This window comes from Peribacillus sp. NPDC097284, assembly GCF_044761765.1.
In the GTDB taxonomy this organism is placed as follows: domain Bacteria; phylum Bacillota; class Bacilli; order Bacillales; family DSM-1321; genus Peribacillus.
Genome location: NZ_JBIWCZ010000010.1, coordinates 75,758 through 96,569, shown reverse-complemented (window position 1 = coordinate 96,569; position 20,812 = coordinate 75,758). Strand labels below are relative to the sequence as shown.

Sequence of the window (20,812 nt, the reverse complement as noted above, 5' to 3'; positions counted from 1 at the left end):
CTCCCATCTGAGTATATACACTCCTTATATAGTGAACATGTTTTCTCTTTATTTATTTATTTATGGCAAGTTTTATCCATTAAAATGGTAAATGCCAAGAAAGTGTAGGTGATACATATAACTATGGAACAAAAAGAAGAAACTAATATACAAAAAGGAGAGACTTAATTAAAGAGACTCTCCACATCGACACCACGATTAAGTTAACCATAGAGATTTCTAACATTAATAGATTTTATTTTTTGACGTCCCGATATTCATTAGTGGACTTGACGATGTAGCCTTGTCAAATAATTGTTCATTGTTCATAGATGATAAATATCTTTGGGTAGTTGTTATATCTGAATGACCTAGAAGTAAACTTAGTGAATGCAAGTCTAATTTACCACTAAGAAGGCTCTGAACGCTGTAAAAGTGTCTGAAGGTGTGTGGTGATACTCTCTTATCTTCTACCCCTGCACGCTTCCCAGCTTCCTTTACGACATTATACAATGATACATGAGATAACCCTGTTCCAAGGTATGTCAGGAAGAAACAGTCCTCTTTAATGATTTTATCCTGGAAATATTGCTTCCTCATACGTTCGTATTTAATTAAAATTTTTTTTAGCGCAGGACTTATGAAAACAATTCTTTCTTTGTTCCCCTTCCCATAGATTAAAAGAGTCTTTTCTTTTACATTCTCTACCGTTAAACTTCTTATTTCCATCGCTCGAAGCCCACAATCAGCTAACATGGCAATCATCGCCTTGTTCCTAGCTTCTATATATGTCTTATAGGAAAAGGCTTCTATCATACCTTGTACTTCTTCTACTGTGAATCCATTCAACACCTTTTTTGGTACCTTAGGTGTTATTACTTTGCTAATTGGATTTTCCGTCAGATATCCTTCCCTCTCACACCAATTAAAGAAAGCTGCAATCATCTTATACATCGTGACTATACTTTGTGGCTGTAAGCCTGCCTGCTGCTTTATTCTAAAATAGGCACGAAGGTCGAATGTAGTTATACTTTCTAGTTCAGTGATTGCCCTTTTATCTTTAAGATATATTTTTAGATTCTTATACTCCTGACGCTTATTAATCATTGTCTTCTGTGTGTAACCTCGTGCCAAACAGTGATACAAATATTCTTCTAAAACATCTTCAAAAACCATAAAAAATACCACCTCTCTGTTAATCATTCAACAGAATAGGTGGTATTAGAATAGAAATATGAAGGATTAACCAAATAAAAAGAAAAATCCAAGGAAGGATTCAGTCTGTGACTTATCCTGTCCATTTGAACTTCATCTTTGTACTGATATACCATCAAAAAACCTTGTTACGTAAGGTTTTATTTGGTTTGTTGTTTATTCATAGCACTCATCATTTGATTAATTTTCTTTTGGGACGGTTTCATACCCATTTGCATCATCATCATTTTCAACATTTGTTCGTTAATTGGCGGATTTTTCTTTAAGTAATCCATCATGTATTTACGAGCGATGAAAAATCCTAGCACTATTCCCAAAATCAATGCTAGTACGCCAACTAGAATGTAAACCCACATACTATTTCCTCCTTCATGTTGTCTAACATCAGTGTACTAGACCAAATATTATTATACAATACCCGCTAGCGAAAAGTCCCCCATTTAGACAAATTTTCTTTCTTTAATCGGTTTTAACCAACCATACTTTTCATGTTCAAAATCAATGGCTAGAAAACCTGATTCGCATTTGCGAATACATTCAAAGAAAGCAGTCTCCGCTTCAGCGTCACCCTCAGATTTAAGTATTATGGATTCACCCTCAATAGTTAAGGCCGCCTTGCTTGTTCCACTTGTTTTTTCTAAATAGTATTTACCGTTTTGCGACCAAAAATTCATCTTTTTCTTTAACCGCTGTTCAATAACAGCCTGCAATTGGATTACGGGAACTGTCTTGGTGACATATTCGATTTGTTTTTGCAAAATACTCCTTAGTCCACCCTTTGCTTGAATATACTCCAAAAACAAATTGAAGAAAAGCTTTTCCCTACCATAATAATGATGGGCGAATTCATCTTCAATCAAAAAAATCTGATAGGTTCTCATTAGCCTATACCTCCCTAGGATCTCAATTTATGAACAGATATTAAAACGTAATGTCTTTTGCCATGAACCTTTATAAACCTTTACCCATTTGACACATTTAATCGATAATTAATTATTCTTATTATATCTTGACAAAACAACAAGATATGTTGTTTGCTGGAGAAATTTTCATCTTTTTTTGTCGAATGGGATTTTTTTAAATAAGTCCTCATTTACTGATATATAAGAAAAACTGACACCTCATAAATAGGTGTCAGTCATGTCTTACTCAATTATTTAACAAGCATCTCTTTCACACGAGCTACTACATTTTCAACGGTAAAGCCGAATTCTTTCATAATTTTACCGCCTGGAGCTGAAGCGCCAAAATGATTAATGGCTAAAATTTCACCTTCATCCCCTGTATAACGGTCCCAGCCAAAAGGTGAAGCCATTTCGATAGCCAGACGTTTTTTGACAGCCGGGTTGATTACACTTTGTTTGTAATCCTTGGATTGAGTTTCAAAACGATCCCACGATGGCATGCTGATAACGGAAACTTCAATTCCTTCCTCCGACAATGCTTGCTGTGCTTCGACAGCTAGATGAACTTCAGAACCAGTAGCCAGTAGCAATGCATCCGCTACTTCTTTTTTAGCGTCTGATATAACATACGCACCTTTTAACACACCTTCATAAGCAGTTTCTGATGTGTTTTTGATTGTCGGTAACCCTTGTCGTGTTAACACAAGTGCCGTTGGTTTATCTTTAGACTCAATAGCGACCTTCCAAGCTGCTGCAACTTCATTACCATCAGCTGGACGAATCACACCAAGATTAGGCATGGCACGTAATGAGGCTAATTGTTCAATAGGCTCATGTGTCGGTCCGTCTTCACCAACAGCGATACTGTCGTGAGTGAATACATATGTTACAGGAAGTCCCATTAAGGCAGCCATTCGGATCGATGGACGTAGATAATCAGAGAATACGAAGAATGTTCCACCGTAAACCTTGATGCCACCATGTAGCGTCATCCCGTTCAATGCTGCTCCCATAGCGAATTCACGTACACCAAACCATATATTACGTCCACTATAATTTCCAGGCAATAGATCTGTAGCACCTTTGATGGATGTATTATTTGAACCTGCTAAATCGGCTGAACCTCCAATAAGGCTAGGTAGTTTTTTCGCTAATGCATTCAATACTTCTCCACTGGAAGCACGCGAAGCCAATGTCTTGCCTTCTTCATAAACTGGAATTTCTTGATCCCAGTCTGCAGGTAGTTCACCTTTTATAGAAAGCTCCAGCTGTTCTGCGAGCTCAGGGTACGCTTCTTTATATTTATTAAATAGTTCATTCCATTCTTGTTCTTTTTTATTTCCAGCTTCTACACAAGCTTCATTAAAGTGTGCATATACTTCATCCGGAACATAAAAGTCTTCTTCGAATGTCCATTTGTAAGCTTCTTTTGTCAACTTCATTTCATCAGCACCAAGGGGAGCACCGTGAGCAGCAGACTTACCAGAGCGGTTAGGAGAACCATAACCAATCACTGTCTTCACTTCGATTAAGGTTGGACGAGCTTCATCAGTCTTTGCTTCTTCAATGGCTTTTGCGATTTGTTGTAAATCGTTGCCGTCTTCCACTCTCAGATACTGCCAGCCGTATGATTTAAAACGGTCTGCTACACTTTCACTGAATGATTGGCTAAGATCTCCGTCAAGAGAAATATCGTTTGAATCATATAAAACGACAAGTCTTCCTAGCTGAAGATGGCCTGCTAAAGAAGCAGCTTCAGCTGAAACGCCTTCCATTAAGTCTCCATCCCCACAAATACTATATGTATAATGATCAACCACATTATAAGAATCACGATTGTAGCTTTCAGCCAAGTGACGTTCTGCCATTGCCATACCTACAGCCATTGCAATCCCTTGGCCAAGTGGTCCAGTAGTGGCATCTACACCAGCAGTATGTCCGTATTCAGGATGCCCAGGAGTTTTACTTCCCCATTGACGGAAACCCTTTAAGTCATCCATTGTCAAGCCGTAACCTGATAAATGCAGGAGACTGTATAATAGCATGGAACCATGTCCTGCCGATAAAACAAAACGGTCTCTATTAAACCAATCAGGATTTTTCGGGTTATGATTCATATAATCAGTCCACAGCTTATATGCCATGGGAGCTGCACCCATAGGCATGCCTGGATGACCTGAATTAGCCTTTTCAATTGCATCGATCGATAATGTACGAATTGTATTAATAGAAAGTGCATCTAATTTATCTAACATGTGTAAAACATCCCTTCCTGTAGTGTACCTCTTTATATTATATTGACTAACTTAATATCACAACTAAAATAACCATTTCTTGCACAGCTAATTCAATTTTCTACTAATTAAGGATTTACCAAGGTTAGGTTAAACCAAAAAAAGAGAATACATACATCGATGCATTCTCTTTTTTCACTTTACATTCCTCATGAGTAATCCTAATGATGGGGCCATCATCAGTCCTTATTGGTTAATGTAAACCTTTTTTTTCTTTAATATTTTTTATTTTTTGAGGCGTGACATCATTACCTTCTGGATCGATAACTTTAACATTTTCTAGCGTATCAGCCATTGAACGTCTAAATGTCTCCAAATACTCACTTCGTAAGGAAGTTTGCTCTTTCGCCTCTTCTACAGTTAAGCCCTCTCCCTTAGCTTTTTTAGAAAGTTCATTGATACGAGCCATTTTTTCTTTTGATAGCATAATTTTTCTCCTTTATATATACGGATATTGACATGGTATTAAAAAAAAAGTGAAATTACAAGTTCTATGATTGATTCTCCGGTGTACCTTGCTGGTATTCCAAGAATCTGCGGTGTACCGTTGCTTTTGACACTTCATAGCCAAAGCCTCTCAGTGTTGCCGCAATCTCCGCAAAAGTTAATCCATTCGAACGCAGTTTCACAATTTCTTCTATGGGTACTTCTTTACGATCCCTACCAGTGGAGTTTCTTTGGTTCTTCAGGTTTTTCTGGGGCCGGTAGCCATTTTCAACGGCCCTAAGCATACCACGTTTAATTTTCAGGTTATGTAGTTTACGTTGATATTCTTCTACAATACCAACAATTTGGATAACCATGGCATCAGAGTCCGATAACTCTAACTCACCATCATGAGAAAGTGTGAAAATCTTCACTCCTTCTTTAAGTACAACATGAAACAAGGCAATTTTAGCATTTCCTCTTCCCAACCTAGTTTCATCTTGAATCAAGAGAACATCCGCTTCTTTTGTCTTAAAAAGATCAAGCATGTCAAATATCCCGTCACGGTTCAGTTCGTAACCACTTGCCTGCTCTCTTATTATTGAAACGACTTCCATGTCATTATGTTCTGCTAACTTCACTAATTCCTCTTCCTGCCTAGCTAGCGAGGTTTCCTGTGTTTCTTTTTCTGTACTTACCCGACAATAGATGACTGCTTTCATATGAACCTACCTTTACTGCTTACTAGCCAAACTTTGGACTACTTTTTCACTTTCAACTGGTATGACAATGATTTGACCTGCCTTAATAGTATCCGCCCTTACACCGTTATACTCTTCTATCCAACCAATGAATTCTTTTTTTGTCAATTCGGTTTGACCATATTCTTCTGAAATCTCCCATATAGTATCACCTTCGTTAATTTCAATCGAAAGGAAATCCCTATTTTGATTACTATCTAATGTGAAAGAGAATAAAATAGACAAGATAAATACAAATCCTGCTAATAGAATCGTATAAATATTTTTTTTGCAAAATGTCTTCATTAATATCCCTCCATAGCGAATGTACGTTCGTTTTTAGTTGATGATTGAATTATAATACGAACGTTTGTTTCAGTCAACAACCAAATTCGAACTTATGTTTGTATAGCATGTAGAGCCATGCTATAATATAGCAAAGAATTATAGAGAAGAGGTGCGTATATGACTAAACTATCAAAACGGCAGCAGGATATTCTTGATTTCATAAAAGATGAAGTTCGTCAAAAAGGTTATCCACCTTCCGTTAGAGAGATTGGCGAAGCTGTAGGACTTGCATCAAGTTCGACTGTACATGGACATTTATCTCGTTTGGAAAGCAAAGGCTTAATCAGACGCGACCCGACTAAACCAAGGGCCATTGAGATTTTAAATATAGAAGAATCTAATAACATTCCAAAAACAAACGTAGTTAACGTACCACTTCTCGGAAAAGTAACCGCAGGTATGCCGATAACTGCCATCGAGAACATAGAGGAATACTTCCCTCTTCCTGAAAGTATGGTTCCACATGATGATCATGTGTTCATGCTTGAAATTATGGGTGAAAGTATGATTGAAGCAGGAATTCATGATGGAGATTATGTCATTGTAAAACAACAAAGCAATGCCAATAACGGAGATATCGTCGTGGCCATGACGGAAGATGATGAAGCCACCGTTAAACGATTCTTTAAGGAACCGGATTACATACGGCTTCAGCCAGAAAACTCCAATATGGAACCTATCATTCTAAGAGATGTAACCATTCTTGGAAGAGTGATCGGGCTATATAGGCAAATTCATTAAAAGCGCGCAAATTGCGCTTTTTTTTATTGTTTTAAGTCTATGTATTTCATCCCATGTATATGACAGAAAGAATACTATAATATTTTAATAGAGATGTTAGTCGATTAGATTAAGCCACTTAACTTACATGTTATGATGAATCTAAATATAATTGTAATATCAAAAGAGCTTTGATCAATAAACCGAGTCAAATAAACAAGGTATAATTCTTTTATATCCGGTGAAATTAGTTCAATAGACATTTCTTTTTGAAAGTGGTGTTACTATGGATTTTCCGACGATACATACGAATTTTTGGGATGCTGTAATTGCCATTCCAACTATCATGATTTTGACCCAAATTATAAAGTTTCTCTTTCCTATCCCCCGAAGTTACGTACCCACTATTGCTTTATGTCTTGGTTTAATCCTTTCTATATTCATAAGCCATCGGCATCACTTGACTACAGGGATTTTTATGGGATGGTTTTACGGATACGCCAGTATCGGTAATTACGCCGCACTTAAAACAGCTTTAGTTTCTTTTAGGAACTCTGATAATCATTCGGATTGATTAAACACTGATGGATCCTTCGATCGAAAACCTTTATTTTATTACGCAAAAAAACTGTCCAGTATTGTTGAACAGCATTTACAAGCAATAATGGACACATATAGATCAGCTTTCTCTAAACCATCTACACGTGATTCTGGCAAATTCATTCAATCTTGTACCCTCTGCTTTCTACCTCCATCTTGTATTTCTCATGATAATGGATACAATAAACACAACAATTATGGCACCCAGTAACGCAGGCACAATGTAAAACCCTTCTGTCTCAGGTCCGATTGGCCCTAATATTGCAGTACCAAGCCATGCTCCAACAAATCCAGCAATGATATTTCCAATAATTCCACCCGGCATATCCCTTCCTAAAATCAGACTTCCCAGCCATCCAATTATTCCACCAACAATTAACATCCAAATTAGCTCCAAAAATAACCACCTCCTTTCTCTAAAATTTATGAAATTTTTTTATTAATAGAACAGACTTGTGACTTATGAAAATCACTTTAAGCTCTACATTCCATGAATATATCGGCAGTTTATATACTTCTACCTATGTAGGTACTATAAAAGGGGCTGTCTAAAAAGTTCTTATTCCGTGAGCTTCGCAAAAATAAAGAGGCAGAAATGTTGTTAAATCAACGTTTCTGCCTTTTACCATTTATTCAATTTCAGTGTAACTACCCCTTTTGGGACAGCCCCTTAGTGTTTTTGATCTTCCGTTTTCCCTACCACAAAAAAACCATCCGGTAGGAATGATTGAAAATTATTATTTGGTTATAATAATAAATGCCGCCAGACAACTGCAATTGTCTGGCGGCACCACATGGTAAAAAAGAAAACAATTAAATTGCTTTCTATACCAGAATAAGTATTTTAGCTTCTTTTGTCGATATGACAATATTCCTATTTTCAATATTTCACACTATTTCCTACTATATTTTTTAAAATTTCAACCTTATTCATCATCATTTTTCCTACACATTCATTTAAAATCAGATTTCCATAGTTAGTTGAATGGTCTTACAATTCGAAATTCTAATTTACCGCTTTATGGATTTATATCAGACTAAATAGTACTTTTTCATTTCAAAGTGGATTTAATCGAATTTTAGACTCCTAATATATACCTTATTACCTATTTATGCTATTTCAATAGTCCTGTATTTCACAAAAAAAGGATATAAACACACCTTATTAAGAACTATTGTTAAAATACACTAAATATTCTTTACAACTGCTCTAAGAAAAGTTATTATACTATAATAAAAGGAGGAGAATGTATGTCATCATCAATAAATAAACAGAAAATTTTGGATAGCATTCCTCAAAAAGGTTTTTTCGGAAACCCTAAAGGACTATTCACTCTTTTCTTCACGGAGTTTTGGGAGCGCTTCTCCTATTATGGTATGAAGGCCATTCTTGTATACTATATGTATTATGAGGTATCTAAAGGTGGATTAGGTCTTGATGAAAAAACATCTCTAGCCATTGTATCCATCTATGGATCGTTAGTATATATGTCCGGAATTATTGGTGGCTGGTTAGCCGATAGGATTTTCGGAACATCGAAAGCCGTTTTTTACGGCGGTATATTGATTATGCTTGGTCATATTGCACTTGCCATACCGGGCAGCATTTCCATGTTCTTCGTTTCCATGATACTAATTGTTATAGGTACAGGTCTTTTAAAACCAAATGTATCCAGTATTGTTGGGGAGCTATATGCAGAAGACGATAACCGTCGAGATTCTGGTTTCAGCATATTCTACATGGGAATAAACACGGGTGCATTCATTGCTCCGCTTATTGTCGGAACAGTTGGAATGAAGTACAATTTCCACCTTGGATTCGGTATTGCAGCCGTTGGTATGTTTATTGGATTAATCGTCTTCATGGCTACAAAGAAAAAAAATCTGGGACTTGCAGGAATAACCCCTGTCAATCCTTTGGCTCCGAATGAAAAGAAATCTGTTTACACCAAGATTGGGCTAGCTATTTTAATTATTGCCATCATTTGTGCAATCGCTATCTCAAATGGTCTCTTAACACTTAATAGCTTTATCGGCCTTGTTGGTATCCTTGGAATTCTAATTCCTACTATGTATTTTATTGTGATGTACCGTAGTCCGAAAACAACATCTGTTGAGCGTTCACGTTTACTAGCCTATATCCCTTTATTTATAGCAGCGGTCATGTTTTGGGCCATTCAAGAACAAGGCTCAACTATTTTAGCAAATTATGCTGATAAACGGACACAGTTAGAATTTGCAGGTTTTCACATTTCACCAGCATGGTTCCAATCTTTAAATCCATTGTTCATCATTACTTTAGCACCTTTATTCGCATGGTTATGGGTTAAATTAGGGAAACGTCAGCCAACTATACCCCAAAAGTTTTCAATTGGCCTATTCTTTGCTGGTTTATCATTCCTAGTAATTTTGGTTCCCTCTTATTTTGGAGGAGCCGGTTCATTAGTTAGCCCATTATGGCTTGTACTTAGTTATTTCCTTGTAGTAATTGGAGAGCTTTGCTTGTCACCCGTTGGTATGTCAGCAACCACTAAACTTGCTCCATCTGCGTTCTCAGCACAAATGATGAGTTTATGGTTCTTAGCCAATGCAGCAGCACAAGCATTAAATGCTCAAATTGTAAGATTTTACTCTGCGGACACGGAAATGGTCTATTTCGGGGCTATCGGAATCACTTCATTGATTTTAGGATTTATCCTATTGGCAATATCACCAAAGATTCAAGGCTTTATGAAAGGCTTACGTTAACAAATGTAAAGCCAGCTTCTCCTATCATGGACAAGCTGGCTTTTTTTGATTTTCGTCAACACTGTATGTTACTGAACCCTACCGGATTTTCATTATGTACTCCGCTTTGCGGGGATAATATCTATCACTTTCACGAACCAACGATACAAGAAATATCCCAAATATACCCCAATAAGGTTCAAAATAAGATCATCCATATCCAAACTTCCTCTTTGAAAAACATACTGGCATATTTCTATGATTGATATTGAGAAAAAGGGAATAAAAAATTTTGGAATACCGGTCATCTTTTTTCCCTTTCTGGATAGCAGGTACAATCCAAATGGAATGAATAATCCTACATTTGCACTTAGATTATAAAAAGAAACAAGCCAATTCGAATCACCAGTTAAATAAGGGCTGATTGTAGAAAACGGGATAATATTATACGAATATTCCTGTCCTTCAGGTCGGAAGAAAAGTAAAACTAGCAAAGAGAAACTATAACCACTTATCGCTACCTGCCAATACAATCGGGGTAGTTTTATTGTTTCCCCCCTGACCAATAAGACGATCATCAACACAGAGACTACAATACAAACCCATACAACCATGATCACCCATGGGTTCAAATAGAATAAGAGTTGAAGAAGAATAGGTAGACCACCAAAGAATAACCCCTGTGAGAACAGGAGAGTAAGCAATAGCGTTTTATAAGTCATATGGGGCCCTCCTTCAAACGAATACCATTACATCCTAGGCTATTGAGGACATACCGTCAATATGAAAGATATAGCGCTTGGTACAACACTCATAAGATTTCCTACTTTTTCTCTCCGTTGACATACTCCTTAACACGTAATTTCTGACCGACTTTTATTATATATATATATATATATTGGTATCTATCGGCTATCGTACTGTTTAGCCAAGAAAGATACCGTGTCACCTGACTTCCACCTGACCCCCTTCATAAAGTCCATAACGATGGTATTTTCAAATGGAACGACCACCGGGATAGGATAAAGTTGTCCTATTTTTTAAAATAGATTCATAAGATAAACGTGCACAAAAGTTCGGAGGGGAAAATCATGTTTATAGCTTTTGAAAAAGCCGTTCTTATAATGGGTTTACTTCGTTTGCTTTCGGGAAGTATAGAAATATTCGCAGCTATACTCATGTTAAGACTTAATGATATCGAAAAAGCGTTGGTTGTGAATAGTTCCCTCGCACTCGTTGGACCTATAATACTTATTAGTACAACAGCTGTTGGTTTATTCGGGATGACCGAAAAGCTTTCCCTCTTTAAAGTTTCATGCATCTTTATAGGAGTGACCATTATATTTATTGGAATAAAAAGCGAATAATAAGCATAAAACAACCATTCTCAATAAATGGGATTGCCCATGATAAAACATTTCGGCACCTTTTTGATTTCACCAACGATATTTTCAGATTATCTACATATATGACAGCCATTTCTACAATTCACTTAATCAACTTCTTTAATCTCAATAAGAGAAGGGATTAGATATGGTGTGTAGTGTGGTATCTCGAAGTACTTGATATTGTTTCATTCACCATCCAGAGCTATCATTTCACTCGCAGTTTTTGACCGATTTCAAGGTAATTGGGTTTAACCTTAGGGTTCAGAGCTAAAAGTTTAGACACACTTGTTCCATATTTTATGGCAATGCTATAAAGAGTATCACCCTTTACAATCGTGTGAGTGTTACTTGGTACCTCCTCTTTCCTTTTCAAATTGAATGATTTAACGATTCCATTGACATGTCCTTGAGCTAAATTTTCAATAAAAGCACTCTTTTTCAACTTAGAGGCATCAGAAACATTATCGATGAAGCCATTTTCAGTCAATAAAGCAGGCATAGTGGATTCCCGAAGCATATGTAAATTTCCCGTTCTTTGCCCACGATCTTTCAAATCCACAAGTTTCAGAATTTCAGCGTGGATATTATCCTGGTACTTTTTAGTAACCTGATTAGTGGATGTATAAATATAATCTTCATATCCTTGTCCACCACCGGCATTAATATGGACGGACAAAAAGAAATCAGCTTCCCAAGCATTTGCTTCGTTTGTCCGTGCCGATAAGGACGGATACGTATCTCCTGTACGACTCATCTTTGTCGATACATTCTTATACCGTGCAAGAAACTCCCTGATTTTTTTAGCAATTTTTAATGTAAGATCTTTTTCTTTCAATCCATTTCCTATAGTGCCTGAATCTTCCCCCCATGACCTGGATCAATATATATTTTCACCATAATTATCACCTCCTATTAATTCTATGTATGTCCCCTATAAATGCTTGTACATATGTCATTTGATTACCCTCAAAGCAGTGATACACGACTAAAGAACTTGCATAATACAGGGATGGCCCTTATTAGAATGACAGTACAGCATATATTCTTTTAAATTCAAATGATTATTACATAAAAGTATGTTCTACTCTTTGAAACTGACTACTTCTTAAAAAGAAAAGGCACTCATGTCTGATGAGTGCCCTACATGTTAATTATCTATTCCAAAACGGTCTGCAACGATTAGAGTTATTAACATTGCTTCCGCAGTCTAAATTTTCTTCCACTGTTTCATATACTTCCCGTTCCCTTACAGGATAATAATGTTCATTTCTAACAATGGTTCTATTTACATTGATAACTTCAGTAGGGTGTATATGCTTCACTACCCGTCGATTCACTCTGGTATTAACAACCGTTTCAGTTGGGCTAGTAATCACTTCTTCCCTTTGTTCACGGCACTTCCTACAATTACAACTCATTATAAAATCCCACCTTTAATTAGTTTTAGTACTTACAGTGTAGCTTATGAAGTAAGGTGGTAACTTGTACTAAACGAATACACTAATTTTTATATTGGTCAGGATAATATAAATGAAACCACTGAATGAGTCATTACTAGTCAAAAATAGATCATTTGTATTTATAATCAAAGTAATACAAGAATAAAGGAAGTTATACGGTTCCCCTCAACAACACTGCCAATTAAAGATAAAATGACCAAAATTGCCCGCTTACAATACTAATTCAATAGTGCTACTATTTATTTAGGTTTTTTTACCTATTTTAAATATAAGTCAAAAATTAAACACGGATTTTTAGAGTAAAACCAAGTTTTAAGGAGGAAATAGCATGGGATTCTTAGATGGATTAATCGGTAATGCTTCAACGATAAGTAAAGATGAAGCAATAAAAGAACTAGAACAGATTCTAGCGAATGGTGAGGATGTAGATGCTGCGTTTAAATTAATAAGAGATTTGATTGTATTTACAGACAAACGCCTTATATTAGTGGATAAGCAAGGAATTACTGGCAAAAAGGTAGAATACCATTCCATACCTTTTAAAAGCATTTCCCATTTCAGCGTAGAAACTGCTGGACACTTTGATTTAGACGCAGAATTAAAAATATGGATTTCAGGTGCACAAACACCAGCTGTATCGAAACAATTCAAAAAAGATAAAAGTATTTATGATATTCAAAAATTATTAGCTGCAGTCTGTGGGTAATTCAACGAATATTGATTAGCATAGTTGAAAGAACAAAGGCTTGTTTTGGGGACTCTTATATGGAAGAAAGTAATATTTAATATCAGTGAAATTAACACCAGCTTTCAGATGATAACCAATAGAAAATTGCCGAACTGTATACAATCCTGGTCTCTCGGGCTTTATGCTTGTTCACCCTTTGCACCTCCCGTTAAAAAAACGGTTTTTTCGGATATAATATGTAATTTATTCATTAAGATGTATACAATAAGTAATATATGCACGTAAATCATTACTTATTGTATAGCATCTAGAACAAATTGCTTACATATCTATTCAGGTTTAATTTCAATTGTAAATGAGCCTTCTTCTTTAAGTATCTTCATATAGCGATTATCATCTTGATCCTCTTCGTACCAAGGTACATAAATATTTTTTAGGGGCTTTTCATCTGTATCTAATAGTTGGATATACATAATGTCATGGTAATTAAATAATCGCCCTAGAATATTAGGTCTGTCTTCCACCTTATTACTTGTAGGATTATTAATATATGCACCAAGAAGATCATCATTATCCGTTGGGGAGTATTCAAGTTCTGTTTGGTGCGTATATGAAATTTCTAAATCTATACGGCTGCTATGATAAGAATTTTCTAAGGCATGATCATCCTTTAAAGGTGTTAGTTCAGCATATGTTAGACCTAAAACACGCTCTGTTGGAATGACAATTGATTCACAATTCTCAAAAACCACTTCTATGTACTTAGCATTATCCATTTGAGCTCACTTCCTTTTTATTATCTATATAGGTAATTATAACAATAAAGGTAAAGTAAAATGTGATTTATTCATACAATCCCTTTCATCCTAAACTTACTTGACCTTTTTAATTCATGATGACACTTAATTTTAACTTTACTTTATAAGAAGTCGTGTGAAACATACTTAGAAAGTATCAAAGTTAATATAAATAAAATAAAGCCCGTCAGATAAAGTAGAAGTTCAGTTGTGCCATTAAAGCGCCCTTTTATGGAATAACCAAACAGCTTCTTATAGCTTATTTAGTCTAATAAAAGTTCCATAAAATACTGAAAAGAAAACAATAAAAGGAGGTAGGTTATTTTAATAAATCATCGACCATGAGTCTCCAAATCATAAGAAATAATCAGGATCTCCATATTTCTTTTTCCAGATTTTTTGTGCACTTATATATCCACTATCTAAACAAAATTCTTCTATACCCTTATTATGCAGTGTCAAATATATTTTATTTAATAGTAAATTACCTATACCCTTCCTTTGGTAGTCAGGATCCACAAATACTGTACCCACCTCGTTTAGATTTTTTAAAGCATTATCTGTACATTTACTTATAAGATCGCTTGCTGCACCGTATTCAATTGTACCGATTATTTTATCTCCATCTAAAGCAATCAGAAAAAATCGTTTTTCACTATTACTTTCCAAGTCACTTTCTAAGTAGGTTTTCTTAGCTTCAATTTCGTTTTCTATGTCCTCTAGCTTATCCCCTATACCTTCTTTAATAAATATATCAGTTATTACTGTTCTAAAAAATTGATTTAACTCTTTTATATCCTCAGTTCTTGGCCTTCTAATCTCTAAGTTAAGCACTCTAGAGCCTCCTTAAACTTAATACCAATTATTTAAAATTACTGTTAAGGACTTAATCATTTTTTAAACAAAGGTGTTTATCATATTACAGATAAGCGCCCTTTAACAGAATAACATAGCAATTTCCAAGTCAAGTTTGTTTGAGTAAATATTTGCTTAATCCCCATTTGTTAAGATTACATGTTCATCAATTGCACATTTTATATTTTCTTTAATGTTATAAAAATGAGGGGCGATCTTAAAAATAGAGTTGAAATATTTGAGCCTAATCTACCTTTCTTGCTTATATGATTGGTATTGATATTCTATTTATTATCCTTTTTTCCTCCTATTCTTATTTACCTATCCTGCTCGGTTAGTTGAATAGAGGGAAAAATAATAGTTAAAATAAACCCCTATTATCGGCATCACCGAAGAAAAAACGAATAACATCTTTCACTAAGATTAAAGTTCAACTCTCAACTTATAAGTTGAGAGTTGAACTGCGACATAAAATTGATAGTGAATACTGATGTAGAAGGGCTAAAGGTTAAGTGAACAATTTCGGTGCATATATAAACAAAGTTTTGTCGTGAGTGTGGGTGTTTTGTGTATTTAAAAAGTAAACATAAATATAAAGTATTCACCTACAAAACAAAAACCCTCAACGCTTAGAGCGTCAAGGGTTCAAAGAATTAATACGTGCTCATATATTGTTCGCGTTCCCAAGGGTGAACTTGCGTGCGGAACATATTCTATAGAAGTAAAACGGATAAAAACATATTAAATATGCTTAATTATCGTGGTTTCCCAAATGAATATAATCATAATAAATCAAAATCCATCTAACTTTTATGGGCAATTCATGGGCAATTTTATGGGCAAATATTAATTACAAAAAACAAAAGAGCACAGCGTGTATAAGTAGTGCTACCAACACTCTTATACCGTCCGCCTACTCTCGATAGGCAAACACTTGCTGTACCCTAGATGTAGTTTAATACATTTTGGGTTTCTTCGCAACGGTTTGCTAATCATTGGTGAATCGTTGCTTTTTTGTTTCCTAAAAGGAGACGAAATATTAATGAAGAAACGTATCGATGTAATAGCAAATGACGAATCATATAACAACCTATCATCATTCACAGAAAGAGAAGAAATGAATCAAGCAGTACGTGTGTACAGAGACATCATTCGTACGTCTATTAAACGTACAGATGTACAAGCTAGACTTATTGCCTTACTGGAAGTTCTTAAGCGTCACAGCTGCAAGCAATTTGGTGTGAGCTACATGTGTAAAAATACCATTGCCGAAAAGCTAGAACTATCTTATAAAACGGTTCAACGATTAATGAAGAAACTAGTGGATCTAGGCATGATTAAGCAGATTTCTATGAAGCGTAAAAAAGATATGATGCAAACAGCTAATGCTATTATCATTCAGCCTGTAAATGAAGAAGTGACCGACAAGGCCCCTGTGAAAATGTCCAAGAAGTGTCCTACCATTAAAACAACTACTAGTTCCTTAAAACAAAATATTAAAAGATATAAAGAACGTAACAACGCTCCTTCTCTTTCTCATGTGGATAAATCTGTTGATAACCTACTCAGAGCAAATTTTGTAGCTGCATGGGTACCAGATAACTTTGCTAACCTAGCAAGTTCTTTTTATCATGAAGCTAAAACCATTCAAGAATTTTGGAAGGTTGTTAAGCAATGCAATAGAGTTATAGATTATTCCACAGGGTCCAGAGCGTTTAATAAGGCACAGGAAATACAAATCGGTATTAGAGCTTTCAAGGAGTTTGCTATGAAAGTTAAGGTAGGAACTAAAATGATTAAGGGACAGTTTGCTTACTATAACGGGATTGTGAACAAATTAATGACAAAGCTTTACTTTGACGAAGATTTTATTGCTGGATAACCATTTACAATACTTATACAAAACTGGTAATCTTTTAGTTGGGCTATTTTACCTAGAGGAGGAACAGTTTTGAAGAAATTTTTAAAATTCGGGTGTTTACCAATAGTCGTTTTAATAGTGGTAATAATTATCATAGCTATGAAATCTGATAGTGACTTCAGAAAGGAAAAAGAAGCAAAAAAAATCACTGTGGAAGAATACGAAAAACGAGTAAATCAAGCACTAACTGAAATGGGAGATAAAACAAGGCTTAAAATCCTTTCATCAGAGGAAATTGAAAAAAATAAATATGCAATTGCATTATCTGAGACAATTGTAATTTTTCTTGAAATAAATGAAAATAAGAAAATTGATAAGGCAACAGTATCAGTTGACCCGTCCGTAAAGTTAACTAATAAGAAAGATTTTGATATTGCTTTTGAACTTTTAATCGGATCAGCTGACAACGATTTAACGCTTGGTGAGAGGACAAAATTAAGGAGAGCTTTAGGATTATATAGTGAAGAGACATTTAATAAAAAAACTGTCCAAGTAAAAAATAGCAACGAAATTACTTTTACATTTAAAGGTGACCCATCAAGTATTTTTATTTTAGAAGCAAAATATTAATTTAATACGCGTCTTAGTAATTTAAGTTGGAAATAAATTGCCCCTCTCATTTAAGAGAAGGGCTTTATTATGATGACTAAAGACTGTGTTTTTAAACCCTGAACGGTTTTTAATGTTCTCTAAATAATTCAGGAGGATTTCCTGCTTCTGGGATTAAGAACATAAATAAAGTAAAAAGTAATAGTATTCCGGAAATAGTCAAAAATATAATAGCCCCACTGGAATTATCTTTTTTTAATAGAATTAATGACCAAACTATGGGTATTAGGGTTAATATTAAACATAACGTAAACGCTATATAAGGGTTTCCCAAAGCTGTATAGCTAGAAAAGTAAAGTCCTAAAAAAGCAATTATAGAAAAGATTGAAACAGATAAGTACTTCAAATTCATAATACTACCTTCTTTCTATGATGACTGAGCACCTTTCTATTATGAATGTTTGTGATATTTTTTACTATGGCCCAATTTACCTGAACAAGCTGCTGCCCCTCCAGACCCATTACACCAAGTTTCTGAAGTATAATCTTTTAGGCACCTAATAGCAAAAGCATCATCGCAATCGCTATGTGCAAAATTCCTTAATGCCCTCCAATTTGAATGTGGATAGTGAACACCATCTGTAGAGGGTCCATTAAATCGGTTACAGTGAACCCAATCACCTTTTTTATATTTATCATAATAATCTACTTTAACAACATTGTTGTTATCATAAGTAGTCCCTAATGTTTGTACATTACCACTCATGGAATTATTTGTATTAACAATATTTAAATCTGTATGGTCTTCTATATTTTGATCAGTACTATTTAAAGCAGAAGTATTTGATTCTTGAGATTCTTGATCATGATGATCCATCACTTCATTAAAATGATCCCAACTAATAGGCTGAACAAAATGATATTGTCCATTTGAATCTTTCTCAACAACTTTTTCTTCTTGTTCATTTACAGAAACCGTAATTTTATCGAGGTTCTCTTCAACAAAAAAAGATCCATCTGAATTGATAGCTGTATCTTTTCCATTAACTTTAATGGTTCCCTCACCAAAATTACCAATTTTATAAACTCTATTTCCTTCTACTTCCCAACCTACATTTTCTAATTCTTCTTTTTCGCTGTCCGTTATTTCATCATCTTCCAAAAATGTAATTAACATATACTCAGCAAACCCATTATTTTTCCTTTCTTCAGCTGATGTTGTGTTCGTAAAAAACATCGACCAAGACATCATAATAACAGTAAGAATTAGTACCATTGCCTTTTTTCTTCTCATTTTCTTTTACCTCCAATATTTTAAAGTACCGTATTATTTTAAACATATTTGTGATATTATGTAAATGATTTTCCATAAAATATTATTTTATAATTATTTTAGGAAATATAATATTTATCAAAAAGGACTCGAGAGGTGATTTATAGTTCATTTTTCTACTTATATCTCTAATTTATATCTCTTAAACAATCTAGTATTATTAAATTCATTGAGAACCAGGAGAGTATTATGAAAAAATATTTTATTTTATTAATTATTCTTATATTATTTATTACAGGCTGCACAACTAAAAAAGATAACTTGAAAAATTTTTTAGACAAACAATTTACGCCTATTTTAGATAAAACAACATTTAATGTTCAAAATTATAATGAGAAGTATATTTTTAATAGTTTTAACGAAAAATTAGAAAATAATAATTTCGACAACAATATTAAAGAATATACTCTTAAAATCACAAAAGAGATTCAATCCGTAAAAAACATTAAACTACCAGAAAATATAGAAGATGATAATAAAAAGGAATTAAAAAGAATTAAGAATGAATTTATTAAGGGTTTAAAGGATAATATAACAAGAGTTAAAAAGTTAAAAAATACACTCTCTAAGAATAAGGAACTTACTCAACAACAATATTTAGAATTGAAATTTGATTTGGATAAACCTATTACAGCGACTAACTCAGAATATATACTATTTTTACAATCAAAAGAAATTATTAAAAAAGACAAAAAAATAGATTTGTATGATGATCCTACTTCGAATGAACATAATCACTCAGATAATAACGGTGACACAAACCAGGACGAACATAATCACTCAGATGATAACGGTGACACAAACCAGGATGAACATAATCACTCAGATAATAACGGTGACACAAACCAGGATGAACAATTAAAACAAAATGATTCTACTCTCTAAGTCCACTTTATAATTATATGCCCGGAAATTTTATCATTAATGAAACACATCTATACTTTTCTATTATATAGGGATGCGTCGTAAGTCAAATTAAATGCTTAGACGCACCCCTTCCTTAGTTAATACGCAATTTCGCTCCAATCACAATCGTATATTTACTATCAAGGCTATTCCAATCTTTAATTTTTTTATTTGTGCTGCCATATTTCTTCGCAAGAGCAGATACAGTATCGCCTTTTGTAACTTTGTGATAAGTAGCAGCTGAACCACTAACAATAAGTTTCTGGCCAATTTGAAGTGAATCAGCGTCTACCTTTGGATTCAGCGTTTGCAGATTAGCCACAGTCGTTCCGTATTTTTTAGCAATGGAATAAAGCGTATCGCCTTTGACAACGATATGAGTATTCCCGTTGCTTCCAGATACCTCATTTTCCTTCATTTTCAGATTGAAAGATTTAACGATGCCATTTACATGCCCTTGAGCAACAGCTTCGATAAACGCACTCTTTTTAAGCTGAGAAGCATCTGAAGCGTTGTCGATAAATCCGTTTTCAGTTAGTATGGCAGGCATTTTTGATTCCCGTAGAACATGTAAATTACCTGTCTTTTGTCCACGATCTTTCATATCAATAAGTTTCATTATTTCAGCATGGATATTGTCTTGGTACGTTTTCGTTTCCTTATTGCTAGTTGTATAGATGAAGTCCTCATACCCTTGTCCACCGCCAGCATTAATGTGGACAGACAGGAAAAAATCGGCTCCCCAAGCATTTGCTTCGTTTGTTCGTGCCGACAGTGATGGGAAGGTATCTCCAGTACGGCTCATTTTAGTAGAGACGTCCTTATAACCAGCAAGAATATCTTTGATTCTTGTAGCGATTTGTAATGTAAGATCTTTTTCTCTTAAACCATTTCCTACTGCGCCTGGATCTGTTCCACCATGACCTGGATCTATATAAATCTTAACCATTATTAATCGTCT

24 protein-coding genes are annotated in these 20,812 nt (G+C 34.7%); 8 read left to right on the top strand and 16 right to left on the bottom strand.

What is annotated here, in order from left to right; all coding sequences use genetic code 11:
- Positions 1-225: 225 nt before the first annotated feature.
- From ACIQXU_RS16620 to yneA, 7 genes are all read right to left on the bottom strand, one after another.
- Positions 226-1,155 carry a tyrosine-type recombinase/integrase gene (locus tag ACIQXU_RS16620; protein WP_402991019.1) on the bottom strand — a complete coding sequence of 310 codons (930 nt, stop codon included), beginning with the start codon at positions 1,153-1,155 and terminating at the stop codon, positions 226-228.
- Positions 1,156-1,334: 179 nt separating this feature from the next.
- Positions 1,335-1,550, bottom strand: coding sequence for a YneF family protein (locus tag ACIQXU_RS16615; RefSeq protein WP_402875361.1), 216 nt, complete (start codon positions 1,548-1,550; stop codon positions 1,335-1,337).
- Between the two features lie 84 nt (positions 1,551-1,634).
- Positions 1,635-2,075 (bottom strand): sporulation inhibitor of replication protein SirA, encoded by a 441-nt coding sequence (gene sirA / locus ACIQXU_RS16610; RefSeq protein WP_402991014.1) that lies wholly within the window; start codon positions 2,073-2,075, stop codon positions 1,635-1,637.
- 272 nt (positions 2,076-2,347) lie between these two features.
- Complete coding sequence (gene tkt, locus ACIQXU_RS16605; RefSeq protein WP_402991011.1) at positions 2,348-4,354, bottom strand: transketolase; 2,007 nt, start codon at positions 4,352-4,354, stop codon at positions 2,348-2,350.
- Between the two features lie 232 nt (positions 4,355-4,586).
- Positions 4,587-4,820 (bottom strand): DUF896 domain-containing protein, encoded by a 234-nt coding sequence (locus tag ACIQXU_RS16600; RefSeq protein ID WP_402875358.1) that lies wholly within the window; start codon positions 4,818-4,820, stop codon positions 4,587-4,589.
- 64 nt (positions 4,821-4,884) lie between these two features.
- Complete coding sequence (locus ACIQXU_RS16595; RefSeq protein WP_402991008.1) at positions 4,885-5,541, bottom strand: YneB family resolvase-like protein; 657 nt, start codon at positions 5,539-5,541, stop codon at positions 4,885-4,887.
- Positions 5,542-5,553: 12 nt separating this feature from the next.
- On the bottom strand, positions 5,554-5,865 hold the full coding sequence (yneA, locus tag ACIQXU_RS16590; protein WP_402991005.1) for a cell division suppressor protein YneA: 312 nt from the start codon (positions 5,863-5,865) through the stop codon (positions 5,554-5,556).
- Between the two features lie 159 nt (positions 5,866-6,024).
- Here yneA and lexA point away from each other — a divergent pair, with 159 nt between their 5' ends.
- On the top strand, positions 6,025-6,648 hold the full coding sequence (lexA, locus tag ACIQXU_RS16585) for a transcriptional repressor LexA (protein ID WP_402875352.1): 624 nt from the start codon (positions 6,025-6,027) through the stop codon (positions 6,646-6,648).
- A 265-nt stretch (positions 6,649-6,913) separates the two neighbouring features.
- Positions 6,914-7,201, top strand: coding sequence for a hypothetical protein (locus ACIQXU_RS16580; RefSeq protein ID WP_402991002.1), 288 nt, complete (start codon positions 6,914-6,916; stop codon positions 7,199-7,201).
- 171 nt (positions 7,202-7,372) lie between these two features.
- On the opposite strand, the gene ACIQXU_RS16575 is transcribed toward ACIQXU_RS16580, so the two are convergent.
- On the bottom strand, positions 7,373-7,609 hold the full coding sequence (locus tag ACIQXU_RS16575) for a GlsB/YeaQ/YmgE family stress response membrane protein (protein WP_402875429.1): 237 nt from the start codon (positions 7,607-7,609) through the stop codon (positions 7,373-7,375).
- Positions 7,610-8,478: 869 nt separating this feature from the next.
- Between ACIQXU_RS16575 and ACIQXU_RS16570 the strand changes: the two genes are divergently transcribed.
- Positions 8,479-9,975 (top strand): peptide MFS transporter, encoded by a 1,497-nt coding sequence (locus tag ACIQXU_RS16570; RefSeq protein WP_402990999.1) that lies wholly within the window; start codon positions 8,479-8,481, stop codon positions 9,973-9,975.
- A gap of 92 nt (positions 9,976-10,067) precedes the next feature.
- On the opposite strand, the gene ACIQXU_RS16565 is transcribed toward ACIQXU_RS16570, so the two are convergent.
- Entirely contained in the window at positions 10,068-10,676 is a 609-nt protein-coding gene (locus ACIQXU_RS16565; protein ID WP_402990997.1) for a VanZ family protein, read from the bottom strand.
- A gap of 369 nt (positions 10,677-11,045) precedes the next feature.
- Between ACIQXU_RS16565 and ACIQXU_RS16560 the strand changes: the two genes are divergently transcribed.
- Positions 11,046-11,321 carry a YqhV family protein gene (locus ACIQXU_RS16560; RefSeq protein ID WP_402956403.1) on the top strand — a complete coding sequence of 92 codons (276 nt, stop codon included), beginning with the start codon at positions 11,046-11,048 and terminating at the stop codon, positions 11,319-11,321.
- Between the two features lie 226 nt (positions 11,322-11,547).
- On the opposite strand, the gene ACIQXU_RS16555 is transcribed toward ACIQXU_RS16560, so the two are convergent.
- Both ACIQXU_RS16555 and ACIQXU_RS16550 read right to left on the bottom strand, forming a co-directional pair.
- A complete protein-coding gene (locus ACIQXU_RS16555) occupies positions 11,548-12,177 on the bottom strand; it encodes an N-acetylmuramoyl-L-alanine amidase (RefSeq protein WP_402990994.1) in 630 nt (209 codons plus the stop codon).
- Positions 12,178-12,493: 316 nt separating this feature from the next.
- Entirely contained in the window at positions 12,494-12,760 is a 267-nt protein-coding gene (locus ACIQXU_RS16550; protein WP_402875342.1) for a CotD family spore coat protein, read from the bottom strand.
- Positions 12,761-13,130: 370 nt separating this feature from the next.
- On the opposite strand from ACIQXU_RS16550, the gene ACIQXU_RS16545 reads away from it, so the two are divergent.
- Positions 13,131-13,508, top strand: coding sequence for a PH domain-containing protein (locus ACIQXU_RS16545; RefSeq protein ID WP_402990991.1), 378 nt, complete (start codon positions 13,131-13,133; stop codon positions 13,506-13,508).
- 311 nt (positions 13,509-13,819) lie between these two features.
- On the opposite strand, the gene ACIQXU_RS16540 is transcribed toward ACIQXU_RS16545, so the two are convergent.
- The gene (locus tag ACIQXU_RS16540) at positions 13,820-14,266 is read right to left on the bottom strand and encodes a hypothetical protein (protein WP_402990988.1); all 447 of its coding nucleotides are present in this window, start codon (positions 14,264-14,266) and stop codon (positions 13,820-13,822) included.
- 375 nt (positions 14,267-14,641) lie between these two features.
- A complete protein-coding gene (locus tag ACIQXU_RS16535) occupies positions 14,642-15,121 on the bottom strand; it encodes a GNAT family N-acetyltransferase (RefSeq protein ID WP_402990985.1) in 480 nt (159 codons plus the stop codon).
- Positions 15,122-16,184: 1,063 nt separating this feature from the next.
- Here ACIQXU_RS16535 and ACIQXU_RS16530 point away from each other — a divergent pair.
- Both ACIQXU_RS16530 and ACIQXU_RS16525 read left to right on the top strand, forming a co-directional pair.
- Positions 16,185-17,024, top strand: a complete 840-nt coding sequence (locus ACIQXU_RS16530) for a helix-turn-helix domain-containing protein (RefSeq protein ID WP_402990982.1) — start codon at positions 16,185-16,187, stop codon at positions 17,022-17,024.
- Positions 17,025-17,093: 69 nt separating this feature from the next.
- On the top strand, positions 17,094-17,633 hold the full coding sequence (locus ACIQXU_RS16525) for a hypothetical protein (RefSeq protein ID WP_402990979.1): 540 nt from the start codon (positions 17,094-17,096) through the stop codon (positions 17,631-17,633).
- Positions 17,634-17,742: 109 nt separating this feature from the next.
- On the opposite strand, the gene ACIQXU_RS16520 is transcribed toward ACIQXU_RS16525, so the two are convergent.
- On the bottom strand, positions 17,743-18,024 hold the full coding sequence (locus tag ACIQXU_RS16520; RefSeq protein ID WP_402990976.1) for a hypothetical protein: 282 nt from the start codon (positions 18,022-18,024) through the stop codon (positions 17,743-17,745).
- A 39-nt stretch (positions 18,025-18,063) separates the two neighbouring features.
- Positions 18,064-18,906 (bottom strand): hypothetical protein, encoded by an 843-nt coding sequence (locus ACIQXU_RS16515; RefSeq protein WP_402990973.1) that lies wholly within the window; start codon positions 18,904-18,906, stop codon positions 18,064-18,066.
- A 228-nt stretch (positions 18,907-19,134) separates the two neighbouring features.
- Between ACIQXU_RS16515 and ACIQXU_RS16510 the strand changes: the two genes are divergently transcribed.
- Complete coding sequence (locus ACIQXU_RS16510; protein WP_402990970.1) at positions 19,135-19,830, top strand: hypothetical protein; 696 nt, start codon at positions 19,135-19,137, stop codon at positions 19,828-19,830.
- A gap of 115 nt (positions 19,831-19,945) precedes the next feature.
- Here ACIQXU_RS16510 and ACIQXU_RS16505 read toward each other — a convergent pair whose 3' ends face one another.
- Positions 19,946-20,800, bottom strand: coding sequence for an N-acetylmuramoyl-L-alanine amidase (locus ACIQXU_RS16505; RefSeq protein WP_402990967.1), 855 nt, complete (start codon positions 20,798-20,800; stop codon positions 19,946-19,948).
- Positions 20,801-20,812: the final 12 nt, after the last annotated feature.